Consider the following 17,959-nt stretch of genomic DNA (forward strand, 5'->3'; position numbering starts at 1 on the left):
ACTTTTTTACTAAAGGGAATTTTGGGTTTAAACCATAAAAAAAGCATTCAACTAAGTGAATGCCTTTTAAAATAGTTCTTATTGTCTATAGTTTTTTATAGCAAGTTAAAACCTTACAATACTAACAATTTATAATACAAATACCCTTTTTAAATACCGAGATACCTATTTATCTTCTGTATTTTTATCTTCTCCATTTTGGCATTCTTCATCATGTTCTTTGGCATCTCCAACTACATCTTCGATCCTTAGTTTATCAACTGTTCTAAAAGTATTGATTGGACCTGCCAACGCATATAAGGCAAACACTATAAAAAGAACTAAAGCAGGTTCAGTTGCGACCACCACAAAAATCAGCATGATAATCAACAGGGCAACAAAAGGTACTTTGCCATGCAAATTTAATTCTTTGAACGAGTTGTATTTAAAGTTACTTACCATTAATAAGCCTGCTACCCCTGTGATGATAGCGACTATGATCCCATAGTCTTGACCATTTATATCGTATTCTACTCCTACCCATATCAATCCAGCGACTAGTGCAGCAGCAGCAGGACTAGCGAGACCTTGAAAATACCTATTATCAGCTATGCCTATTTGCGTATTAAAGCGTGCAAGTCTTAATGCAGCAGCTGCTACATAGATAAAAGCGGCAAGCCAGCCAATTTTACCTAATCCGGTCAATCCCCAGTTATAAGCTACAATTGCAGGTGCCACCCCCAAAAGAAACCATATCCGCCATAGAGTCATACTCAGCGCCAAACTCACTCTGGGTATTGGTCATCCTAGCAACACGCCCATCTAACCCATCAAAGATCATTGCCACAAATATGGCAACTGCGGCTGCTTCAAAACGACCGTTCATTGAAGATACAATGGCGAAAAATCCAGAAAACAAACCTGCAGTGGTTAATAAGTTTGGTAGAAGGTAAATTCCCCTGCGTTTCTGTTCAGTCATTGCTTGCATCCCAAAGTTTATATCTTATTAATGTATAAGTTGAGTTTATCGTGTTTACCTGTTGTTAGTATATAGGTAAACACTTATATAGCGCAGTACATCCCAATGCCTCCCTTATGAATCACCTATCAGTAATGCGAATCACTACAGATTGATTAATACGGAAATCACATAAATCTAAATGACTACCATCATTACCTGATAAGCCTGATTTCACAAAAGATAATGACAATATCAGACTTCCCCTCTTTATAAATTTATACAAGATATATCATGTGTAGCTCATATATATTTATTACCAATAATTAATAAATTACCTACCCTAGTAATTAAGAAATCTTAAGCTAATTTCATTTAAGTAGATTACTGTAAGACCAAAGTTTGAAGGAATGGCAAAATAGAACTTTGAGAACATGAACAGTTAACATGTCAATTATTGAGTTACCAGACGATTAAGCATTAAATGCTAGTCCTAGTGTCGCCACAACAAACAATATCAATTTACGCATTTCTATTTAAGGAGTGGTCTGATTATTCATGTATGGGACAATAAATCTCGAACCATAGCATCTTATTTCTAACTAGCATTTGGCTATATAATTTAACCACAAACATTTACGGTTAATCAGTAGAAGAAGAGCTTAAATACAACTGGCTTATAGAGTACCTAGCCGAACATTTGATGAATCAAAATAAATGGCAACTAGCAGAACCTTTATAATTAATGTTAGTTGAGGATGTCAAAACAGTATCAGAAAATCCCAAAACTGTGCTGACAGTATTATAACTCATAGTAGATTTTAGTTAAATTAGTCCTCTATGAAGAGCGTCTAGTACCCTTTAAACAAGCACAAGCTATTTATTTTCATATTGCCTAAACATTACAACAATCAATACAATACAGTGAAACGAAGTTAAGTAAAATTTAAAAAACGTCTTCGGATTTTCCTGAACGAGTTGATGATGAAAAATCACACTAGTCTCTGTAATATTTGTAATTTTTGCATTGGAAAACGTATTTAATTCATTATAAAAAGTGGCATTACATCAAATATATAACGCCCAATTGTCTTAATGTATAGTGATCTCTGAACCCATTACGTCAATTTTAACTATTCCATCTTCACCTAAATCTCCAGCCAATATCTTCTGTGCGAGTGGATTTTCAATTTCACTTTGAATTGCACGTTTCAGAGGTCTTGCACCATAAACAGGGTCAAAACCTGCATCAGCGATTTTTTCCAAGGCAGCAAGGCTTAACTCCAATTTATAACCTTCATCTGCAAGTCGTTCTCTTAACGATCGCAGTTGTATCTTAGCTATTGCTGTGATCTGTTCTTTACCCAGCGGATGGAATACCACAATATCATCCACTCGATTAAGAAACTCTGGTCTAAAATGCTCGCCGACAGCCCCCATTACTAAGCCTTTCATTTGTTGATAATTATTTTCACCGCTGACTTCTTGAATAATATCCGAGCCAAGATTAGAGGTCATAATAATCACCGTATTTTTAAAGTCGACAGTTCGCCCCTGACCATCAGTTAGCCTACCATCATCTAATACCTGTAATAAAATATTAAACACATCAGGATGGGCCTTTTCCACTTCATCGAGCAAAATGACTGAGTAAGGTTTACGTCTGACAGCTTCTGTTAAGTAACCTCCCTCTTCATAACCGACATATCCAGGAGGTGCACCTACCATGCGCGCAACAGAGTGTTTTTCCATAAATTCAGACATGTCAATTCGCACCATGGCATCATCAGTATCAAATAAAAAATTAGCCAGTGTTTTGCAGAGCTCTGTTTTACCCACACCCGTTGGGCCTAAAAATAAAAAAGAACCTATTGGACGGTTAGGATCAGATAACCCTGCCCGTGATCGGCGTATAGCATTGGCAACTGCAGTGACAGCTTCATCCTGACCAACCACCCGTTTATGCACAGCCTCTTCCATTGCCAATAACTTAGCTCTTTCGCCTTCGAGCATTTTAGAAACAGGTATGCCAGTCCATTTAGATAGTACATCTGCTATTTCGTTTTCAGTTACTTTGTTTTTCAACAAAGTTGTCTCTTGCGTTTCCGACTCGGTGGCTAATTCTAGTTTCGATTCAAGTTCAGGTATTCTGCCATATTGTAATTCGGACATACGGCTGAGATCAGAGGCCCTGCGGGCGATTTCTAAGTCGAGTTTGGCTTGTTCTAACTCAGAAACGTATCGCTTGCGTGCCTTGCATTGCTTGTTTTTCTGCAATCCAGATTGTTTCAAAAGCAGAAAACTTGTATTCGGCCTGCTCTCGCTCTAACTCAATAAGCTCCAAACGTTTATGACTCGCTTCATCTTTTTCCTTTGCTAAAGCTTGTTCTTCTAGTTTAAGCTGAATGATACGCCTCTCAAGTTTATCCATATCTTCAGGCTTGGAGTCCATTTGCAACCGAATGCTTGATGCAGCTTCGTCAATAAGATCAATCGCTTTATCAGGTAATTGTCTATCGCTGATATATCTACAGGATAACGTTGCTGCAGCTACAATAGCGGGATCGGTTATCTCAACAGAGTGGTGCAATTCGTAGCGTTCTTTTAAACCCCGTAAAATTGCGATGGTATCTTCCACACTTGGTTCTTCTACTAATACTTTTTGAAAACGACGCTCCAACGCTGCATCTTTCTCAATATGTTGCCGATATTCATTTAGGGTCGTGGCTCCAACACAATGTAACTCTCCCCTTGCCAATGCAGGCTTAAGCATATTGCCAGCATCCATAGCCCCTTCGCCTTTACCTGCACCGACCATAGTATGTAATTCATCGATGAATAGAATGACTCGACCTTCTTCTTTACTAAGCTCATTAAGCACAGCTTTTAAACGCTCTTCAAACTCACCACGAAATTTAGCACCTGCTATTAGTGACCCCATATCAAGAGACAACACACGTTTGTTTTTTAACCCTTCTGGAACTTCAGAATTAATAATACGCTGGGCTAACCCTTCAGCAATAGCAGTTTTACCCACGCCTGGCTCACCAATTAATACTGGGTTATTTTTAGTTCGGCGTTGCAATACTTGAATGGTTCGCCGAATTTCATCATCCCTTCCAATGACAGGATCTAGTTTGCCCTGCTCTGCTCGGGCAGTCAGATCGGTGGTGAATTTGTCTAGTGCTTGACGAACATCTTCTGCATTTTGATCGGTAACCTTTTGACCTCCACGCATTTTTTCAATGGCCTTTTCAATCTTTTCTTTATCAGCACCAGATTGTTTAAGTAATTCTCCCAAACTGCCTTTATCTTGAAGCGCTGCCAAAACAAACACTTCTGAAGTGATGTAATCGTCATTACGTTTTTGTGCAATTTTATCGCTTAAATTAAGCAGTATTATGGTACTTTTCCCAAGCTGTACATCTCCGCCAGTTCCTTCAACCCTTGGTAACCTATCTACTGCCACTGACAATGCAGAGCGTAAACTATTAACGTTTATATTGGCTTGGTCAAATAACGGACGTACAGATCCTCCTTGCTGATTAAGCAAGGCAGTCATCAAGTGTACTGGCTCTATATATTGATGATCGCGGCCTAAAACTAAAGATTGAGCCTCTGATATGGCTGTTTGAAATTTACTGGTAAAACTATCTAAGCGCATAAAATCTTTCCGCTACTACTTTGCATAGCTTGGTTATGGGTATAATTTACCTACTAATCAAGTCTGTTGAAGAAAGTCAGCACTTAAAGCATGGATAAAAATTCTAACCATACGTAAAGCTATATATAGATTAATAGTCAACTATTTATCTATTGTACAAACAGAGCTTAATAATTAACCTCAGCTTTAAAATATCAATATTAATCAAGGTAAATTGCGCTGACCATTCTGCCAGTTGTAGGAATAGAATTTGACCCGTTCGCGGCTTGATGTGTTATTCGACGGTGTGAAAAAAATAAATCGGCTTGTTGATAAGTACAATATTCGCCGCCAAAAACACGGGAAATTCCCAAATCAGACATTTTTTGCTTAGCTATGTAATAAAGATCAGTAAAATATTTCTCTTCGGTCTTTTGGCTAAAAGCCTGTGGATAATCGATAAATGCCTCTTTTACTTCTTTCCCTACTTCAAAATGTCTTTGACTGATGGCTGGTCCTATCCAAGCAATTAAATTATTTGCATGAATAGGCATCTTAGACACGGTATTTTCTATCACACCGTTTGCTAATCCTCGCCAACCTGCATGCACTGCCGCAACACAAGTACCTTGATTATCACACAATAAAATAGGTAAGCAATCTGCGGTCATAACAGCGCAAACTTGGCTTTTCCTGGTGGAAAAACAGGCATCGGCTTGAAGCGTTCCGTCTATAACATTGTCAATCATATCTAAGTCGACACAAATGTTACTATGGGTTTGATTGAGCCAGATAAAATTCTGATAATTAGGTAATAGTTGACGGTTTTTATTCACTAAATATTTGTCATCGCCAACATGCTGAGCAAGATTAAACGAATCATAAGGAGGATGACTAAAACCTTTACTTCTACAACTAGTAAAGGCTCTAACATTATTAGGCGCTGGCCAATTAGGTTGAATGTAATTATGCTGAAGCAAATTACACTTCTCCACTGCCGTTCGCAGATTTGTCTTCTCTTAATACGTCTAAAAGTTCCACAAAATCTTCTGGTAACTCAGCCTGCCAACTTAACCACTCACCTGTGACAGGATGAGTCAATTCAAGTTGAATTGCATGTAGCGCTTGACGGCGGAACATTCTTAACATGTTAACCATATTTTCATTACAGGCTTTAGGTGGTCTTGGGCGTCCACCATAAGCCTGATCACCCACTAAAGGGTAACGTAAATGCGACATATGTACTCGAATTTGGTGAGTGCGACCAGACTCTAATTTTAATCTTATATAAGTGTGAGCCCTAAATTTTTCTTTTACCCGATAATGCGTCATTGCAGGTTTGCCTGACTCACGAACCGCCATACTAGTTCGCTTAGTAGGGTGACGTCCAATAGGCTCGTCGACCGAACCACCAGCGACCATAGTACCAACAACAACGGCCTCGTATTCTCTACTAATTTCTCTAGCCTGCAATTGTTCAACTAAATGAGTTTGTGCAGGGATCGTTTTAGCCACAACCATTAAGCCAGTGGTATCTTTATCGAGTCTATGCACAATACCTGCACGAGGTACATTAGCAATTTCAGGAGCATGATTGAGCAAGGCATTCAATACGGTACCGTCACTATTTCCAGCCCCTGGATGTACCACTAAGTTCATAGGTTTGTTAATAACTAGAATATGTTCATCTTCAAACACAATATTTAAGTCAATATCTTGCCCCTTATGTTGAACTTGAGTTTCAATTTTAGCCTCAATCTCAATCAGCTCCTCACCTATCAATTTTTCTCTAGGTTTGTTGAGTATCAGCCCATCTACTTTTACATAATCAGCCAAAATCCATTCTTTTATGCGTGATCTTGAATAATCAGGGAACATTTCGGCCAAAGCTTGATCTAATCGTTTGCCAAATAAGTTTTCAGGCACATTTGCCTGTAATTGTATTTTTTCATGTGCGGTAGACATGTATTAAACATCCTGAATGTGTTTCGTAACGATTTATATGTGCATAGCCCAATTTGCTGGGGTAGAATGCATTTGAGTTATCGATTTGGTAAAACGCTATTCTAACGGATTTTTACCCCTAATGAATCATACATAACCAATCGAAATAGAAATGAGGGTAAATAAGAGAAATATGATCAGTAAAATCAACTTAAGAAAAATTATACTAACCAGTGTTTTAGTTGTAGTGGCTGGATGTTCATCGGCTCCAGAAGACGAAGATGTCGACCTAGTCCTTCGCAACAGAAGCGCTCAAAGTCTATATGAAGATGCTAAAGAAAAAATGCGCCTTGGCAACTTTAACGCTGCAACTGAGACTCTTAGTGCGTTGGATTCTCGATTTCCGTTTGGACCATTGTCACATCAAGTTCAATTAGACCTTGTTTATGGCTATTACAAAACAGGGAAAACGGATGAAGCATTAGCGACAATTGACCGATTTACCAGGCTCAACCCCAATCATTCTGATGTTGATTACGCTATTTATATGCGTGGTTTAACCAATATGGAAGTGGACAGTAATATCTTTCAGGAGTTAGTAGGCATCGACAGATCTGACAGAGATCCGAGTAACTCTCGTCAGGCCTTCAATGATTTTAGACGTTTGATTGAAAAGTATCCAAATAGTAAATATGCTGCTGATGCGCAGAAACGTATGTTACATATCAAAAGTCGCTTAGCAAAATACGAAATAATTATTGCACGTTATTATATGCGTCGCGACGCATACGTGGCAGCAGCTAACCGTGGCAGATATGTAATTGAACATTATCCTGATACCACACATGTTCAGGAAGCACTTGAAATTATGGTTGAGTGTTATGATCAGCTTCAACTTGTCGACTTAAAAAGCAATGCAATGAAAACACTTAAACTGAACTATCCAGACAGTAGTTTTATTAGTTAATAAAATGCAGACATAAAAAAACGCGCTAGAGCGCGTTTTTTTATGTCTGCATTTTATTTGAAGAATAAATGACTAAATGGATTCAATAATCTTGCAACACCTGAAGTGAAATGCAGTGGTTGATCAACTATTGTAAACACTAAACAACCATCGTCTGCTTCCGAGTGAGGAAAATGATTATGTTTATTATCCATTACAGTAAAGTCTCCACAATCATAATGTGCAATACCATCGCCAAATTGACCATCGATAACCAAGGTCATTTCATTACCCTTGTGCGTATGTTCAGGTACCCGGCCACCTTTTTCCATGTACATAAAATTAGCTTTACCTATATCGCCTAAGTCAACCGGTGCCTGCCACAATTTGCCCACTAGACGTGACCAATTACCGGTGTTTTTGACGTAACGTCTAAGAGCTCTGGGTAGTTCAAAAAATTTACCATCTAATTCAATTGAAGTATCACTCAACTCAGGTGGTATTTTGTCTAAAATAGGTAAGTCGGTAATCTTCGACATCATGTTGTAATACTGATTGTTGAGTGAGGGTACCTGCAATGGCTGGGTTATAAATTCACCAGCCATTTCTGATTGAATCTCAATGCAGTCTTGCTGACATTGTGAACACATATCAACATGTGCAGAAATCATTAGTGCTAAAGCTGGTTCGCAATTACCTGCAGAAAACGATTGTAAATCCTGGAAACTGGGGTGAAAACTAATCATTATCTTTTAACATCTCTTTTAAACGTTGCAATGCAAGCCTAGTGCGTGATTTTACGGTGCCAAGTGGGATGTCTAGCTCGTTAGCAACTTCTTGTTGCGACTTTCCATCAATATAAATTGCCTCTATCACCAATCTTTGTTTTTCTGGTAAAGAACCAAACATGACACCAATTTCATCCATAGTAACTTGGTGGTCCAAAGACACCTCGTTGGCGTCTGGTGTTTGCTCACACAAGACAGGCCATAGATCGTCTGAACATATATCTTCCTTGCGATTTCTTTGCTTTCTGAGCATGTCGAAGCGGATATTTCTAGCAATAGTAAAGATCCATGTAGATGGTGAACCTTTCTCTGAATTAAATAAATGTGATTTTTGCCATACGTTAGACATAGTGTCTTGGACAAGCTCCATTGCAAGAGCTTCATTGCCCATTTGCTTCAGGGCGTAAGAGCGAAGTCTGGGAGCAAAATAACTAAATATCTTAGAAAAAGAACGTTTGCAGCGTTCTGATGCAATAATACTCAGATATTCAGACATTTCTTCAGCACATTCTATTGGCTTTACGGAATTAATTTGTTTTGTTTCCTGAGATATTCCAATTAACATAAGTTTATACCATTTAATCATCGACGTAACTTATACTAATTATTGTGATTAAAAGATCAGTCTACTAACTCTGTTAAAAAACTTAGAGCCTTTAAGTAATCTTTTTGTTGTACTAATTGTTGTTTTTTTTCTGCATCAACTGGAATTAATTCTAACCAACGATAAATAACCCATATCGGGTCATTAAATTTTGGGGTTTGGTATAACGATTTTAATTCTGGATACTTGTCAAATATTTCTATTAATCTTTCATCTATTGGTGCGATTGAGTGCTCTGCAGATTGTGCTGTCCAGACATCTGACCATTGACATTGACCCACTCTCAATCCGTCACTCTCATTTGTTATAGCTCTGATATTAAAGCATCTATGTCCCTCAACAGTCACACCCAACAAGCCATTATCTAGCAAATCAAAGTCGATGACTTTTGCGTAGGTACCTATTGAATAAATGTGCTCATTTTTTTCTTTGTCTCCTTGTGCATTTACCATACAAATACCAAAGCCTGAATCAGTGCTGCATGCTTCTTTGATCATACGAACATATCTGGGTTCAAATATTCTCAATGACATCCTTCCACCAGGTAACAAATGTGCCGAAAGTGGAAATAAAGGGAGTTCAAATGATGAATTCATATTAAAATTCTTTGTTTTATTCATAAAGTCCTTACGCCACATTCTCAAATTAAGATCGAATTTTTAATATAACGCACCGATTAAGTGATCTCTAGATGATGCATTTAGGTATATTGTATGAATATTAGTGAATCGACACAGCGATCAATTAACTTTATTGGTCACAAACAAGATAAATAACAGGACAACAATGAGTAAAAAGATTGCAATAATAGGCACAGGCATTTCAGGCTTAACCTGTGGACACTTTCTCCACCAAAAGCATGACATTACTCTTTTTGAAGCAAACAACTATATTGGTGGACATACAGCAACTAAAGATGTTGAAGTTAACGGCAAACATTATGCAATTGATACAGGTTTTATCGTTTTTAATGATTGGACCTATCCAAACTTTATTAAATTAATGGATAAAATTGGTGTCCAATCGCAAGCCACCGAAATGAGCTTTAGTGTTAAAAACCTTGCACAAAACCTTGAATATAATGGTAATACACTCAACAGCTTATTTGCCCAGAGACGCAATTTATTTCGTCCAAAATTTTGGAGAATAGTAAGAGACATTCTCAAATTTAATAAAATATGTAAAAAGGGAGCAGTAGAAAAGACTGATTACGGACAAGAGACACTTCACGAGTTTTTACTAAAACATCAGTTTAGTGAAGAGTTCACCTACAACTACATATTGCCTATGTGTGCTGCTATATGGTCATCTAGTTTACAGAATATCAAAGCTTTTCCGTTTACATTTTTTCTTCGTTTTTTCAATAATCACGGATTGCTCAATGTTACAGACAGACCACAATGGCGATCCATTGTGGGTGGCTCTAGAGAATACATTAAACCACTCATTGCTGGTTTTGAGGAAAACATAATACTCAACAGCCCGGTAAAATCGGTAACAAACATAGAAAAACAGAAATTAGTTTGCTTAAAGGATGGTACCGAGCATTTGTTCGATGAGGTTATTTTTGCTTGCCATAGTGATCAGGCCCTATCCATACTGACATCGCCGAGTTTAATTCAGTCAGAAATCTTAGAGAATATATCCTATGTCAAGAACGAAGTCGTTCTGCACACTGATCATAGCGTTCTACCGGTCAGGAAACTTGCTTGGGCAAGCTGGAACTACCTTATTAAAGGTTACGACGGTGAATATCAGGCGCCAGCAGTTTTAACCTACAATATGAACATTCTACAAAACATACAATCGGACACTACTTTTTGTGTCACCTTGAACAACGGTAAAGATATAGATCAAGAAAAAATATTGGGTACATATCAATACGCTCATCCTCAATTTAATAACCAAACAATCGCAGCCCAAAAAAGATGGTCAGAAATATCTGGAAAAAACGGTCTACATTTCTGTGGTGCATATTGGTATAACGGATTCCACGAAGATGGCGTGCACAGTGCTTTGGACGTATGTAAGTCATTTGGTGAATATCTTTAATGCAAAGTGCCTTATACAAAGGAAGTGTATTTCACAGCCGATTTGTGCCAAAAAAACATGCCTTTACTTATCAGATATTTTTACTATGGCTCAACCTTGATGAGATTGATTTGCTTGAAGCTGAGGTTAAAGGATTTTCAACAAAATCATGGGCTGCATTAAGGTTTAAACGCAGCGATTACTTAGGTAATGCGAATATACCCCTTAAAAAATCTGTGATTGACAAAATGTCAGAACTGGCTCAACGACCACTATCAGGTACAATCTATTTGTTAGGACAAACACGCACTTTTGGTTTGTATTTTAGCCCCGTCAATTTCTATTACTTACAGCAAAAAAATGGCACGTTCAGTCATTTATTAGCTGAGGTAAGCAATACACCTTGGAACGATAGGCATTGTTACTTAGTTGATTTAGCTAAACAAGAAGACTGTCAGAAAGCTTTCCATGTATCACCTTTTAACCCTATGGATATGCAATATAAGTGGAACATATCTCAACCAGAACAATCGCTAAAATTGACTCTTGCTTGCCACAAAGAAGTCAAACACTTTGCAGCAAGTCTTAATTTGACACGAGTAGAACTGAACTCAAAGAGCCTTTTTAAAATGCTGATATGCATTCCTAGCATGACGGTAAAAACCGTCTTTGGAATTTATTGGCAAGCACTCAAACTATTTTTAAAAGGTGTGCCTTTTTATTCCCACACAGTACAAGGAAAAAAATAATTATGCCAAACGGAGAACGAGTATTAGAAGAGTCTTCAAGCTCATCGTGGCAACACAAATTGTGCAAAACAATTATGTTGAAAGTTTTTGCCAGTCTGCCTCAAGGCCAGATGATAATTAAAGAAAAAGGCATTTTGGTGGATACATATGGCCAGAAGGATTCTGACTTACACGCAGAAATTGATATTCAATGTTTAAGTGTTTACCAAAGTTTATTGTTCGGTGGCAGCGTAGCGTCAGGGGAAACATATTCTGAAGGCTTGTGGACTACCCCCAATTTAACCAACGTCATTCGTATTTTTGCACGTAATTTGCCTCTTCTCGATAGCTGGGAGGCAAAAATGGAGTGGTTAGCTTTCCCTATTCGCAAAATTAGCCACATTGCTAACAAAAACTCTGCAACAGGTTCAAAGAAAAATATTGCTGCCCATTATGATTTAGGCAATAAACTTTATACTCGATTTCTTGATGATAGCATGATGTATTCTGCGGCTATTTACACGTCAGAAAACAGTACTCTGGCACAGGCGCAAATTACAAAACTAAAAGCCATTTGTGAAAAGTTACAATTAGTCCCTGAAGACCACTTAGTAGAAATAGGTACTGGATGGGGAGGATTGGCAGTATTTGCAGCCAGAAACTATGGCTGTAAGGTCACCACTACCACCATTTCAGAAGAACAGCATCAATACACTCAAGATTTAGTCAACAAAGAAGGTCTGCAAGACAAAATCACTCTCTTGAAAAAAGACTATAGATTACTCGAAGGCAAATATGACAAGCTAGTTTCTATTGAAATGATTGAAGCTGTGGGTAAAGAATACTTACCCACATTTTTTAAGAAATGTTCAAACCTATTAAAAGATGAAGGTTTGATGGTATTACAGGCCATAACCATCAGCGACCATCGCTTTGACAGCTATAGCAAAAGTGTCGATTTCATTCAAAAACATATCTTCCCAGGTGGCTTCTTACCTTCGCAGTTGTTAATTAATCAACACTTGAGAAAGCATACAGACCTGATGATCCGTGATCTCCACGATATAGGTTTAGATTATGCGCGGACCTTGAAAGACTGGCATGATAAGCTAATAGAAAACAAAGAGCCGTTGGCTAAAGACGGTTACGATGAACGGTTCATGAATATGTGGCGTTATTACTTTAGCTACTGTGAAGGTGGCTTTTTAGAACGCACTATTAGCACCGTACAATTAGTGATCAGCAAACCCGCTTTCTCAAACAGTATTAGCCGTTAGAAATTGAGAATGACATGAAACATCAAATCCCAAGATACTTAATGATATGGTTTTTAGCCGTTTTATGCACTTTATCCTTTTCAGGAGTCACTATGGCAGATCCACTTTCTGAGCTAAATAAAGTGGGGGAAGCCAAACTTCAAGTGTTGTTTTGGGATGTCTACAATTCAAGTCTCTATAGTCAAACAGGCCAATACCAAGCAGAAAGATTTCCACAAGCTCTTAAAATCGACTATTTAAGAAATATTGACGCAAATGATTTAATAGAAAAAACGCAAGATGAATGGGAAAAACTAGGTATTGAAAAAGTCAAATTTACCCCATGGATATCGCTACTAACAGACATTTTTCCAGATATCAAAAAAGGCGACTCACTTCTATTAAGCGTAGATAAAAATCTGCAAAGTGAATTTTTCTTTAATGGTAAAAAAATAGGCGAAATAACTGACCAAACCTTTGGAAAAACCTTTTTACGCATTTGGCTAGACGAAAATTGCAGGTACCCTAAGGTTCGCAACAAATTAATTGGATTAAAAAAATGAAGTTATTCAAATATCTACTCTTATTTTTTATTATTCCCTTTGTACTTTCATGCAGTAGCTCATTAGATGACTATGAAAATACTAAGCCGGAATTCGATTTACCCACATATTTTGACGGAGAAATCACCGCATGGGGCATAGTGCAAGACTACTCAAACAAACTCACTAGGCGTTTTTGTGTGGACATAATTGCCACTTGGCAAGGCAGTGAAGGTCAATTACATGAGACATTTTTCTATAATGACGGTGAAAAACAAATTCGCATCTGGAACTTAAATATTGCTGACGATGGCAGTGTTACCGGCACAGCAGCAGATGTTATCGGCAAGGCCAGTGGTAGTTCCCTAGGCACCGCATTTAACTGGCAATACACGCTACGTGTGCCAGTTGATGACACAGAATATAACTTATTCGTCGATGACTGGATGTATATGATGGATACCAACAGAGTGATGAATCGTTCTTATATGAAAAAACTAGGGATTACGGTAGCTGAGATATCTATCTTTTTTGATAAAACTGAGCCAGTAAGGAAGTGTGGATAGTTAATGACACCTTCCTTACTTGTTCTAAGCGCTTTGACCTAATCAATGTATCACCTCTGATGCTCCCCACCCATGTTCGACTTCTCAATAAAAGTGGCGATATTTTTCCTTCCAACGTTTATCGAACTGTTAAAGTGGTGAAAGCTGTGCTTCTAAATAATGCAGTTTCACCCTGATACATCTGGCTAATAAACGAATGATGAGCATTGACCTTGATGGGCTTTTTATGAAATACGTCCTTGTATTTCACCCTATGAGCCATCTTTCAGATGTTCAAGATGATTCCCGCATATTTTGTGCTTTTATTTGTTTACTGTAGACAAGAATCAAGTCATACAGTAAGCAGCAGTCACGCTTTAGGCTGAGTAAAAAAATACAGAATCATTGCCAGTCAATGCATAAAAAAAACAACTAAATCAATCCCGATTCCTCCCCAACTTATCATGACTACTCACCCAGTGCCCTCCAATTACAGCACAGGCTAAAGAAATGTCCCCAGCTAAGACTGTGGCTGCAACAATTTCTGCGAGCTTGTTTGCTTTTCCAGTACCATAACAACCGAGTATTCCTAAACACTCTTTTTGTGTAGGCAAACCAGTACCACCTCCGTAGGTAGCAACAATTAAGGAAGGTAGAGTGACCGAAAGATAAAAGTCGCCGTTATCTAACAATTCATGGGAAAGCATACCCGCATGGGACTCAACTACATTGGCTTCATCTTGCCCTGTGGCAATAAACAAAGACGCGATGCCATTCGCAGAATGGGGACCATTGTACGCAGCACCTGCCATCATGGCCCCAGTATTGGCCAATACTGTTGCTCGGGCCAACATTTTGGTATCAACCTTCATGATTTTTTTAAGTATATCTTTTTTCAATACCACCTCTGCAATAACACGCTTGCCCCGAGAGTGCAGCATGTTCAAATGAGAGTGTTTTTTGTCTGTGTCCATGTTCCCAGATAATAAGTATTCACACTTACCTGGGTATTTTTGCACTATCCATTCGCAGGCAGCCAACGTCGCTTTGCCCACCATATTTTGCCCAGCCGCATCACCCGTTGTGTAGTTGAATCGTAAATAACGTGTTTTTGACACTGACCATTGCATAATATGGTCAAGTTTACCTATTCGCGTTGTTGTTTCAGCTTGTTGCTTAATTTCGAGGAAATGTTCATCTATCCATTGACCAAAATTCCGCGCTTCTCTGGCATTGGTAAAAATAAAAGCGGGAGCTCTCTGCATAAATTGCTCGACCACTGTTGTATGTACACCGCCACATTCATTAAGCAAGCGCATACCACGACTATAGCTTGCCACTAAAGTGCCCTCTGTAGTTGCCAAGGGAACATGAAAATAACCTTGTGCATGCTCACCGTGAACCAGCATTGGGCCTGCAATACCCACAGGCATTTGCACAACACCAATAAAATTTTCAATGTTACCCGGTAATGCACTTGGTTCTATGGAGAAGTGTCCGGTGTGAGGTAAAGCAACACCTGTTTGTTCAGTCAAATATTCACGACGTTTCTGTGCCCACTCATGGCTATGATCATTAAGTGTATTTCGTGGGATCCTATTTTTTCTGGCCATAATATTTGATCCTTCATTAAATTATGTGTGCCCTATAACAAGACTATGCAAACAGTTTGCCAATAAATCATGTCTAAGAATAATGACCAAATGAAGACCATATAAAGAAAGTCTCGGAAAAATTCACATTTTTCTTCTAAATATGATCAAAAGTAGTGCGCTACGTTATTCGTTATAGTGCAGAAGTACATTCGAGAGGACAAGATGAAAGAAAGTAGAAAACAGGGTTATTAATATGGATGCACTTATGCAAGTTAATAAAAAGCGATGACGCCAAAAGTAAGTCGCGGACATAGGAATCGGTGTGAAAAATTTCGGCACCCGCCACTGTGAAGTCAGCAAAGACATCCCATTCTCCACAGACTAAAAATCAACCTGCGATCCGGCAGGTTATTCTAAAACAGATATTCGATCGGAGTACTTTGGCTTTCCCTGATTAATGGAAATTTCAACACGACGATTTCGACTGCGATTCTGTTCTTCATTACCTTCATCTAAGGGTACGGTGTCGGCTTTACCAACAACTGACATGCGACTTTCATCAAAACCATTAGCTTTCCTAAGTTCTTCAGCCACAGCCACAGCACGTTGCGATGACAAATCCCAGTTAGAACGATAAAGTTCATTGGAAATTTGTTGATTATCACTATGCCCTGACACTTCAACTCCCCCCGGAATGTCGACTAACAAACTGCCAATCTTGCGCAAAACAGGTATAAATTGTGGTTGTAAAAACGCAAATCCCGCTGAAAACGAACCATTTTCTCGAATACGAATAGTAATTTGCTGACCTAACAATTCAACTTCTATCGCACCATCAACAATTTGTTTTTCTAATTGTTGTGCAACTTTACGCATGCGTTCTGCCACTTCTTCTTGACTAGCTTTTTGACTAGTGCTTAGTGACTGCTGTTTAGACGCAGTTTGTTGTACTGCCCCACCTCGTTGTTCACCCCGCTGTTTTTGACGACCACCTGCAGTGTCTTCATAACCCGCTTGAAATTCGAGGAACTGTTGAGTCATTTTGGTAGTTTGTTGTTGAATAGTATCTATAGGTGTGAGATCTGGGCGAAACTCCATAGCAATAACACTGGTTCCCTTTGGAATATCTTTTACTTCAATTTTATTTTGAACTCCGAAAGCGAACTTCATCGAACCTGCAATTTGTTTAAACTTAAGTACGTCCATTTCAGAAAAAGATAACAATAGAACAAAGAAACACATCAATAACGCCATCAAATCAGCAAAAGTTGCCATCCAAGGAGCAAGCCCTTCGGGGGAACATTTAGGGCATTCGTTTTCCATCAGTTACTCTGCCTCTTCTGCAGAGTCACGTTTACTAGCGGCTAAATAACTTTTTAGAATACCTTCAATAACCCGTGGATTTTGTCCATCAGCAATGCCAGTAATTCCGTCTAACACTAGACTAGACTTGATTTAGTTTTTCTTCATCAGCTCGATGACCTAATTTCACTGAAATAGGTAAACATATGAGGTTTGCTAACATCGCACCGTACAACGTCGTTAAAAGAGCAACTGCCATTGCAGGGCCAATCGACTTGGGATCATCCATGTTTGATAACATAGCTACCAAACCAACCAAAGTCCCTATCATGCCCATTGCTGGAGCAACATCGCCTAAACCTTTAAAAATAGACTTCCCAAAATCATGTCGTTCTGAGGTCATAGAAATATATTTACCTAACGTAGCTCTGACAACTTCGACATCGTGACCATCCACCAGCATATCGACACCCTTCTGCATAAAAGGGTTTGCTATTTCAGCTTCCTCTGAAGCTAAAAATCCATCTTTTTAAGCAGAAATTGCCATTTTAACAATTTTTTCTATTTGTGATTCAAGGGGATCGGTTTTGAACATAAACGCTTTACCCGCTATTTTACCAGCACCAAAAAACTGCCCGAGAATGTATTGAGATAACACCACAAATACACATCCACCAAATACAATAAATATTCCATGTAAATTGACAAACATTACGATATCACCACCTTGTGTCATCGCCATCACAACAAAAGCCAAGGCACCAAAAATACCGATTATGGTTGCTAAATCCACATTGTGCTCCCAATAAAAATACAGCTAAAAATATTAAACAAGAAATGCCGATTACACAGCTTATTGGCATCCTTACTTACACACAGTAAACAAAAAATGCCAAACAATATAACAGATAATCACTACTCATTATCGACAACTCTAAAGAATTCTATAGTAACCATTAATGTTAATTAATTTAATGAAAAGCTTTTTTTACATAACAGGCGTAACCATTAGACTTTGAATGTGTTTTAGAAAAGTATTTGACCCTATTTTTTTGCTCAGGTAAGGTGCGTGCCACTAAAGGAATCGGTTTTAAATAT

At 38.3% G+C, this 17,959-nt stretch carries 13 protein-coding genes and 3 pseudogenes; 6 read left to right on the plus strand and 10 right to left on the minus strand.

The window, feature by feature from the left end:
• Positions 1-165 precede the first annotated feature (165 nt).
• The 4 genes and pseudogenes from pssA to rluD form a co-directional block, all read right to left on the minus strand.
• Positions 166-958: pseudogene (gene pssA, locus Q0Y52_RS16060) on the minus strand (CDP-diacylglycerol--serine O-phosphatidyltransferase).
• A gap of 1,071 nt (positions 959-2,029) precedes the next feature.
• Positions 2,030-4,601, minus strand: a pseudogene (gene clpB / locus Q0Y52_RS16065) (ATP-dependent chaperone ClpB).
• Between the two features lie 200 nt (positions 4,602-4,801).
• Entirely contained in the window at positions 4,802-5,560 is a 759-nt protein-coding gene (gene pgeF / locus Q0Y52_RS16070; RefSeq protein ID WP_297823386.1) for a peptidoglycan editing factor PgeF, read from the minus strand.
• A gap of 1 nt (position 5,561) precedes the next feature.
• Positions 5,562-6,545: a 23S rRNA pseudouridine(1911/1915/1917) synthase RluD gene (rluD, locus tag Q0Y52_RS16075; protein WP_297823388.1), complete on the minus strand. Its 984-nt coding sequence runs from the start codon at positions 6,543-6,545 to the stop codon at positions 5,562-5,564.
• 172 nt (positions 6,546-6,717) lie between these two features.
• On the opposite strand from rluD, the gene Q0Y52_RS16080 reads away from it, so the two are divergent.
• On the plus strand, positions 6,718-7,491 hold the full coding sequence (locus Q0Y52_RS16080; protein ID WP_297823390.1) for an outer membrane protein assembly factor BamD: 774 nt from the start codon (positions 6,718-6,720) through the stop codon (positions 7,489-7,491).
• Positions 7,492-7,544: 53 nt separating this feature from the next.
• On the opposite strand, the gene Q0Y52_RS16085 is transcribed toward Q0Y52_RS16080, so the two are convergent.
• From Q0Y52_RS16085 to Q0Y52_RS16095, 3 genes are read right to left on the minus strand one after another with little or no spacing between them, the layout of a single operon-like run.
• Positions 7,545-8,216, minus strand: coding sequence for a ChrR family anti-sigma-E factor (locus Q0Y52_RS16085; protein WP_297823392.1), 672 nt, complete (start codon positions 8,214-8,216; stop codon positions 7,545-7,547).
• Complete coding sequence (locus Q0Y52_RS16090; RefSeq protein WP_297823394.1) at positions 8,209-8,823, minus strand: sigma-70 family RNA polymerase sigma factor; 615 nt, start codon at positions 8,821-8,823, stop codon at positions 8,209-8,211. Before Q0Y52_RS16090 ends, Q0Y52_RS16085 begins: the two co-directional genes overlap by 8 nt.
• A gap of 56 nt (positions 8,824-8,879) precedes the next feature.
• On the minus strand, positions 8,880-9,458 hold the full coding sequence (locus tag Q0Y52_RS16095; protein WP_366939305.1) for an LON peptidase substrate-binding domain-containing protein: 579 nt from the start codon (positions 9,456-9,458) through the stop codon (positions 8,880-8,882).
• A gap of 190 nt (positions 9,459-9,648) precedes the next feature.
• Between Q0Y52_RS16095 and Q0Y52_RS16100 the strand changes: the two genes are divergently transcribed.
• From Q0Y52_RS16100 to Q0Y52_RS16120, 5 genes are all read left to right on the plus strand, one after another.
• On the plus strand, positions 9,649-10,914 hold the full coding sequence (locus Q0Y52_RS16100) for an FAD-dependent oxidoreductase (protein WP_297823398.1): 1,266 nt from the start codon (positions 9,649-9,651) through the stop codon (positions 10,912-10,914).
• Positions 10,914-11,642: a DUF1365 domain-containing protein gene (locus Q0Y52_RS16105; RefSeq protein WP_297823400.1), complete on the plus strand. Its 729-nt coding sequence runs from the start codon at positions 10,914-10,916 to the stop codon at positions 11,640-11,642. Before Q0Y52_RS16100 ends, Q0Y52_RS16105 begins: the two co-directional genes overlap by 1 nt.
• A gap of 2 nt (positions 11,643-11,644) precedes the next feature.
• Positions 11,645-12,898, plus strand: coding sequence for a cyclopropane-fatty-acyl-phospholipid synthase family protein (locus tag Q0Y52_RS16110; RefSeq protein WP_297823402.1), 1,254 nt, complete (start codon positions 11,645-11,647; stop codon positions 12,896-12,898).
• Between the two features lie 92 nt (positions 12,899-12,990).
• Entirely contained in the window at positions 12,991-13,440 is a 450-nt protein-coding gene (locus tag Q0Y52_RS16115; RefSeq protein WP_297823404.1) for a chalcone isomerase family protein, read from the plus strand.
• A complete protein-coding gene (locus tag Q0Y52_RS16120; RefSeq protein ID WP_297823405.1) occupies positions 13,437-13,985 on the plus strand; it encodes a DUF3833 domain-containing protein in 549 nt (182 codons plus the stop codon). Before Q0Y52_RS16115 ends, Q0Y52_RS16120 begins: the two co-directional genes overlap by 4 nt.
• Positions 13,986-14,401: 416 nt before the next feature.
• Here Q0Y52_RS16120 and Q0Y52_RS16125 read toward each other — a convergent pair whose 3' ends face one another.
• The 3 genes and pseudogenes from Q0Y52_RS16125 to pomA form a co-directional block, all read right to left on the minus strand.
• Entirely contained in the window at positions 14,402-15,577 is a 1,176-nt protein-coding gene (locus Q0Y52_RS16125; protein ID WP_297823407.1) for a hydroxymethylglutaryl-CoA reductase, read from the minus strand.
• 390 nt (positions 15,578-15,967) lie between these two features.
• The gene (locus Q0Y52_RS16130) at positions 15,968-16,882 is read right to left on the minus strand and encodes a flagellar motor protein MotB (protein WP_297823409.1); all 915 of its coding nucleotides are present in this window, start codon (positions 16,880-16,882) and stop codon (positions 15,968-15,970) included.
• 3 nt (positions 16,883-16,885) lie between these two features.
• Positions 16,886-17,654: pseudogene (pomA, locus tag Q0Y52_RS16135) on the minus strand (flagellar motor protein PomA).
• Positions 17,655-17,959 lie beyond the last annotated feature (305 nt).

The sequence above is a fragment of the uncultured Paraglaciecola sp. genome (genome assembly GCF_943787955.1).
In the GTDB taxonomy this organism is placed as follows: domain Bacteria; phylum Pseudomonadota; class Gammaproteobacteria; order Enterobacterales; family Alteromonadaceae; genus Paraglaciecola.

What these genes read in the sequence shown, in the direction of transcription:
- Q0Y52_RS16090 (WP_297823394.1), bottom strand. Translation starts at nt 8,823, where the DNA reads ATGTTAATTGGAATATCTCAGGAAACAAAACAAATTAATTCCGTAAAG.
- Q0Y52_RS16115 (WP_297823404.1), top strand. Translation starts at nt 12,991, where the DNA reads ATGGCAGATCCACTTTCTGAGCTAAATAAAGTGGGGGAAGCCAAACTT.
- Q0Y52_RS16120 (WP_297823405.1), top strand. Translation starts at nt 13,437, where the DNA reads ATGAAGTTATTCAAATATCTACTCTTATTTTTTATTATTCCCTTTGTA.
- Q0Y52_RS16130 (WP_297823409.1), bottom strand. Translation starts at nt 16,882, where the DNA reads ATGGAAAACGAATGCCCTAAATGTTCCCCCGAAGGGCTTGCTCCTTGG.
- Q0Y52_RS16095 (WP_366939305.1), bottom strand. Translation starts at nt 9,458, where the DNA reads ATGAATTCATCATTTGAACTCCCTTTATTTCCACTTTCGGCACATTTG.
- Q0Y52_RS16100 (WP_297823398.1), top strand. Translation starts at nt 9,649, where the DNA reads ATGAGTAAAAAGATTGCAATAATAGGCACAGGCATTTCAGGCTTAACC.
- Q0Y52_RS16110 (WP_297823402.1), top strand. Translation starts at nt 11,645, where the DNA reads ATGCCAAACGGAGAACGAGTATTAGAAGAGTCTTCAAGCTCATCGTGG.
- rluD (WP_297823388.1), bottom strand. Translation starts at nt 6,545, where the DNA reads ATGTCTACCGCACATGAAAAAATACAATTACAGGCAAATGTGCCTGAA.
- Q0Y52_RS16105 (WP_297823400.1), top strand. Translation starts at nt 10,914, where the DNA reads ATGCAAAGTGCCTTATACAAAGGAAGTGTATTTCACAGCCGATTTGTG.
- Q0Y52_RS16080 (WP_297823390.1), top strand. Translation starts at nt 6,718, where the DNA reads ATGATCAGTAAAATCAACTTAAGAAAAATTATACTAACCAGTGTTTTA.
- Q0Y52_RS16085 (WP_297823392.1), bottom strand. Translation starts at nt 8,216, where the DNA reads ATGATTAGTTTTCACCCCAGTTTCCAGGATTTACAATCGTTTTCTGCA.
- Q0Y52_RS16125 (WP_297823407.1), bottom strand. Translation starts at nt 15,577, where the DNA reads ATGGCCAGAAAAAATAGGATCCCACGAAATACACTTAATGATCATAGC.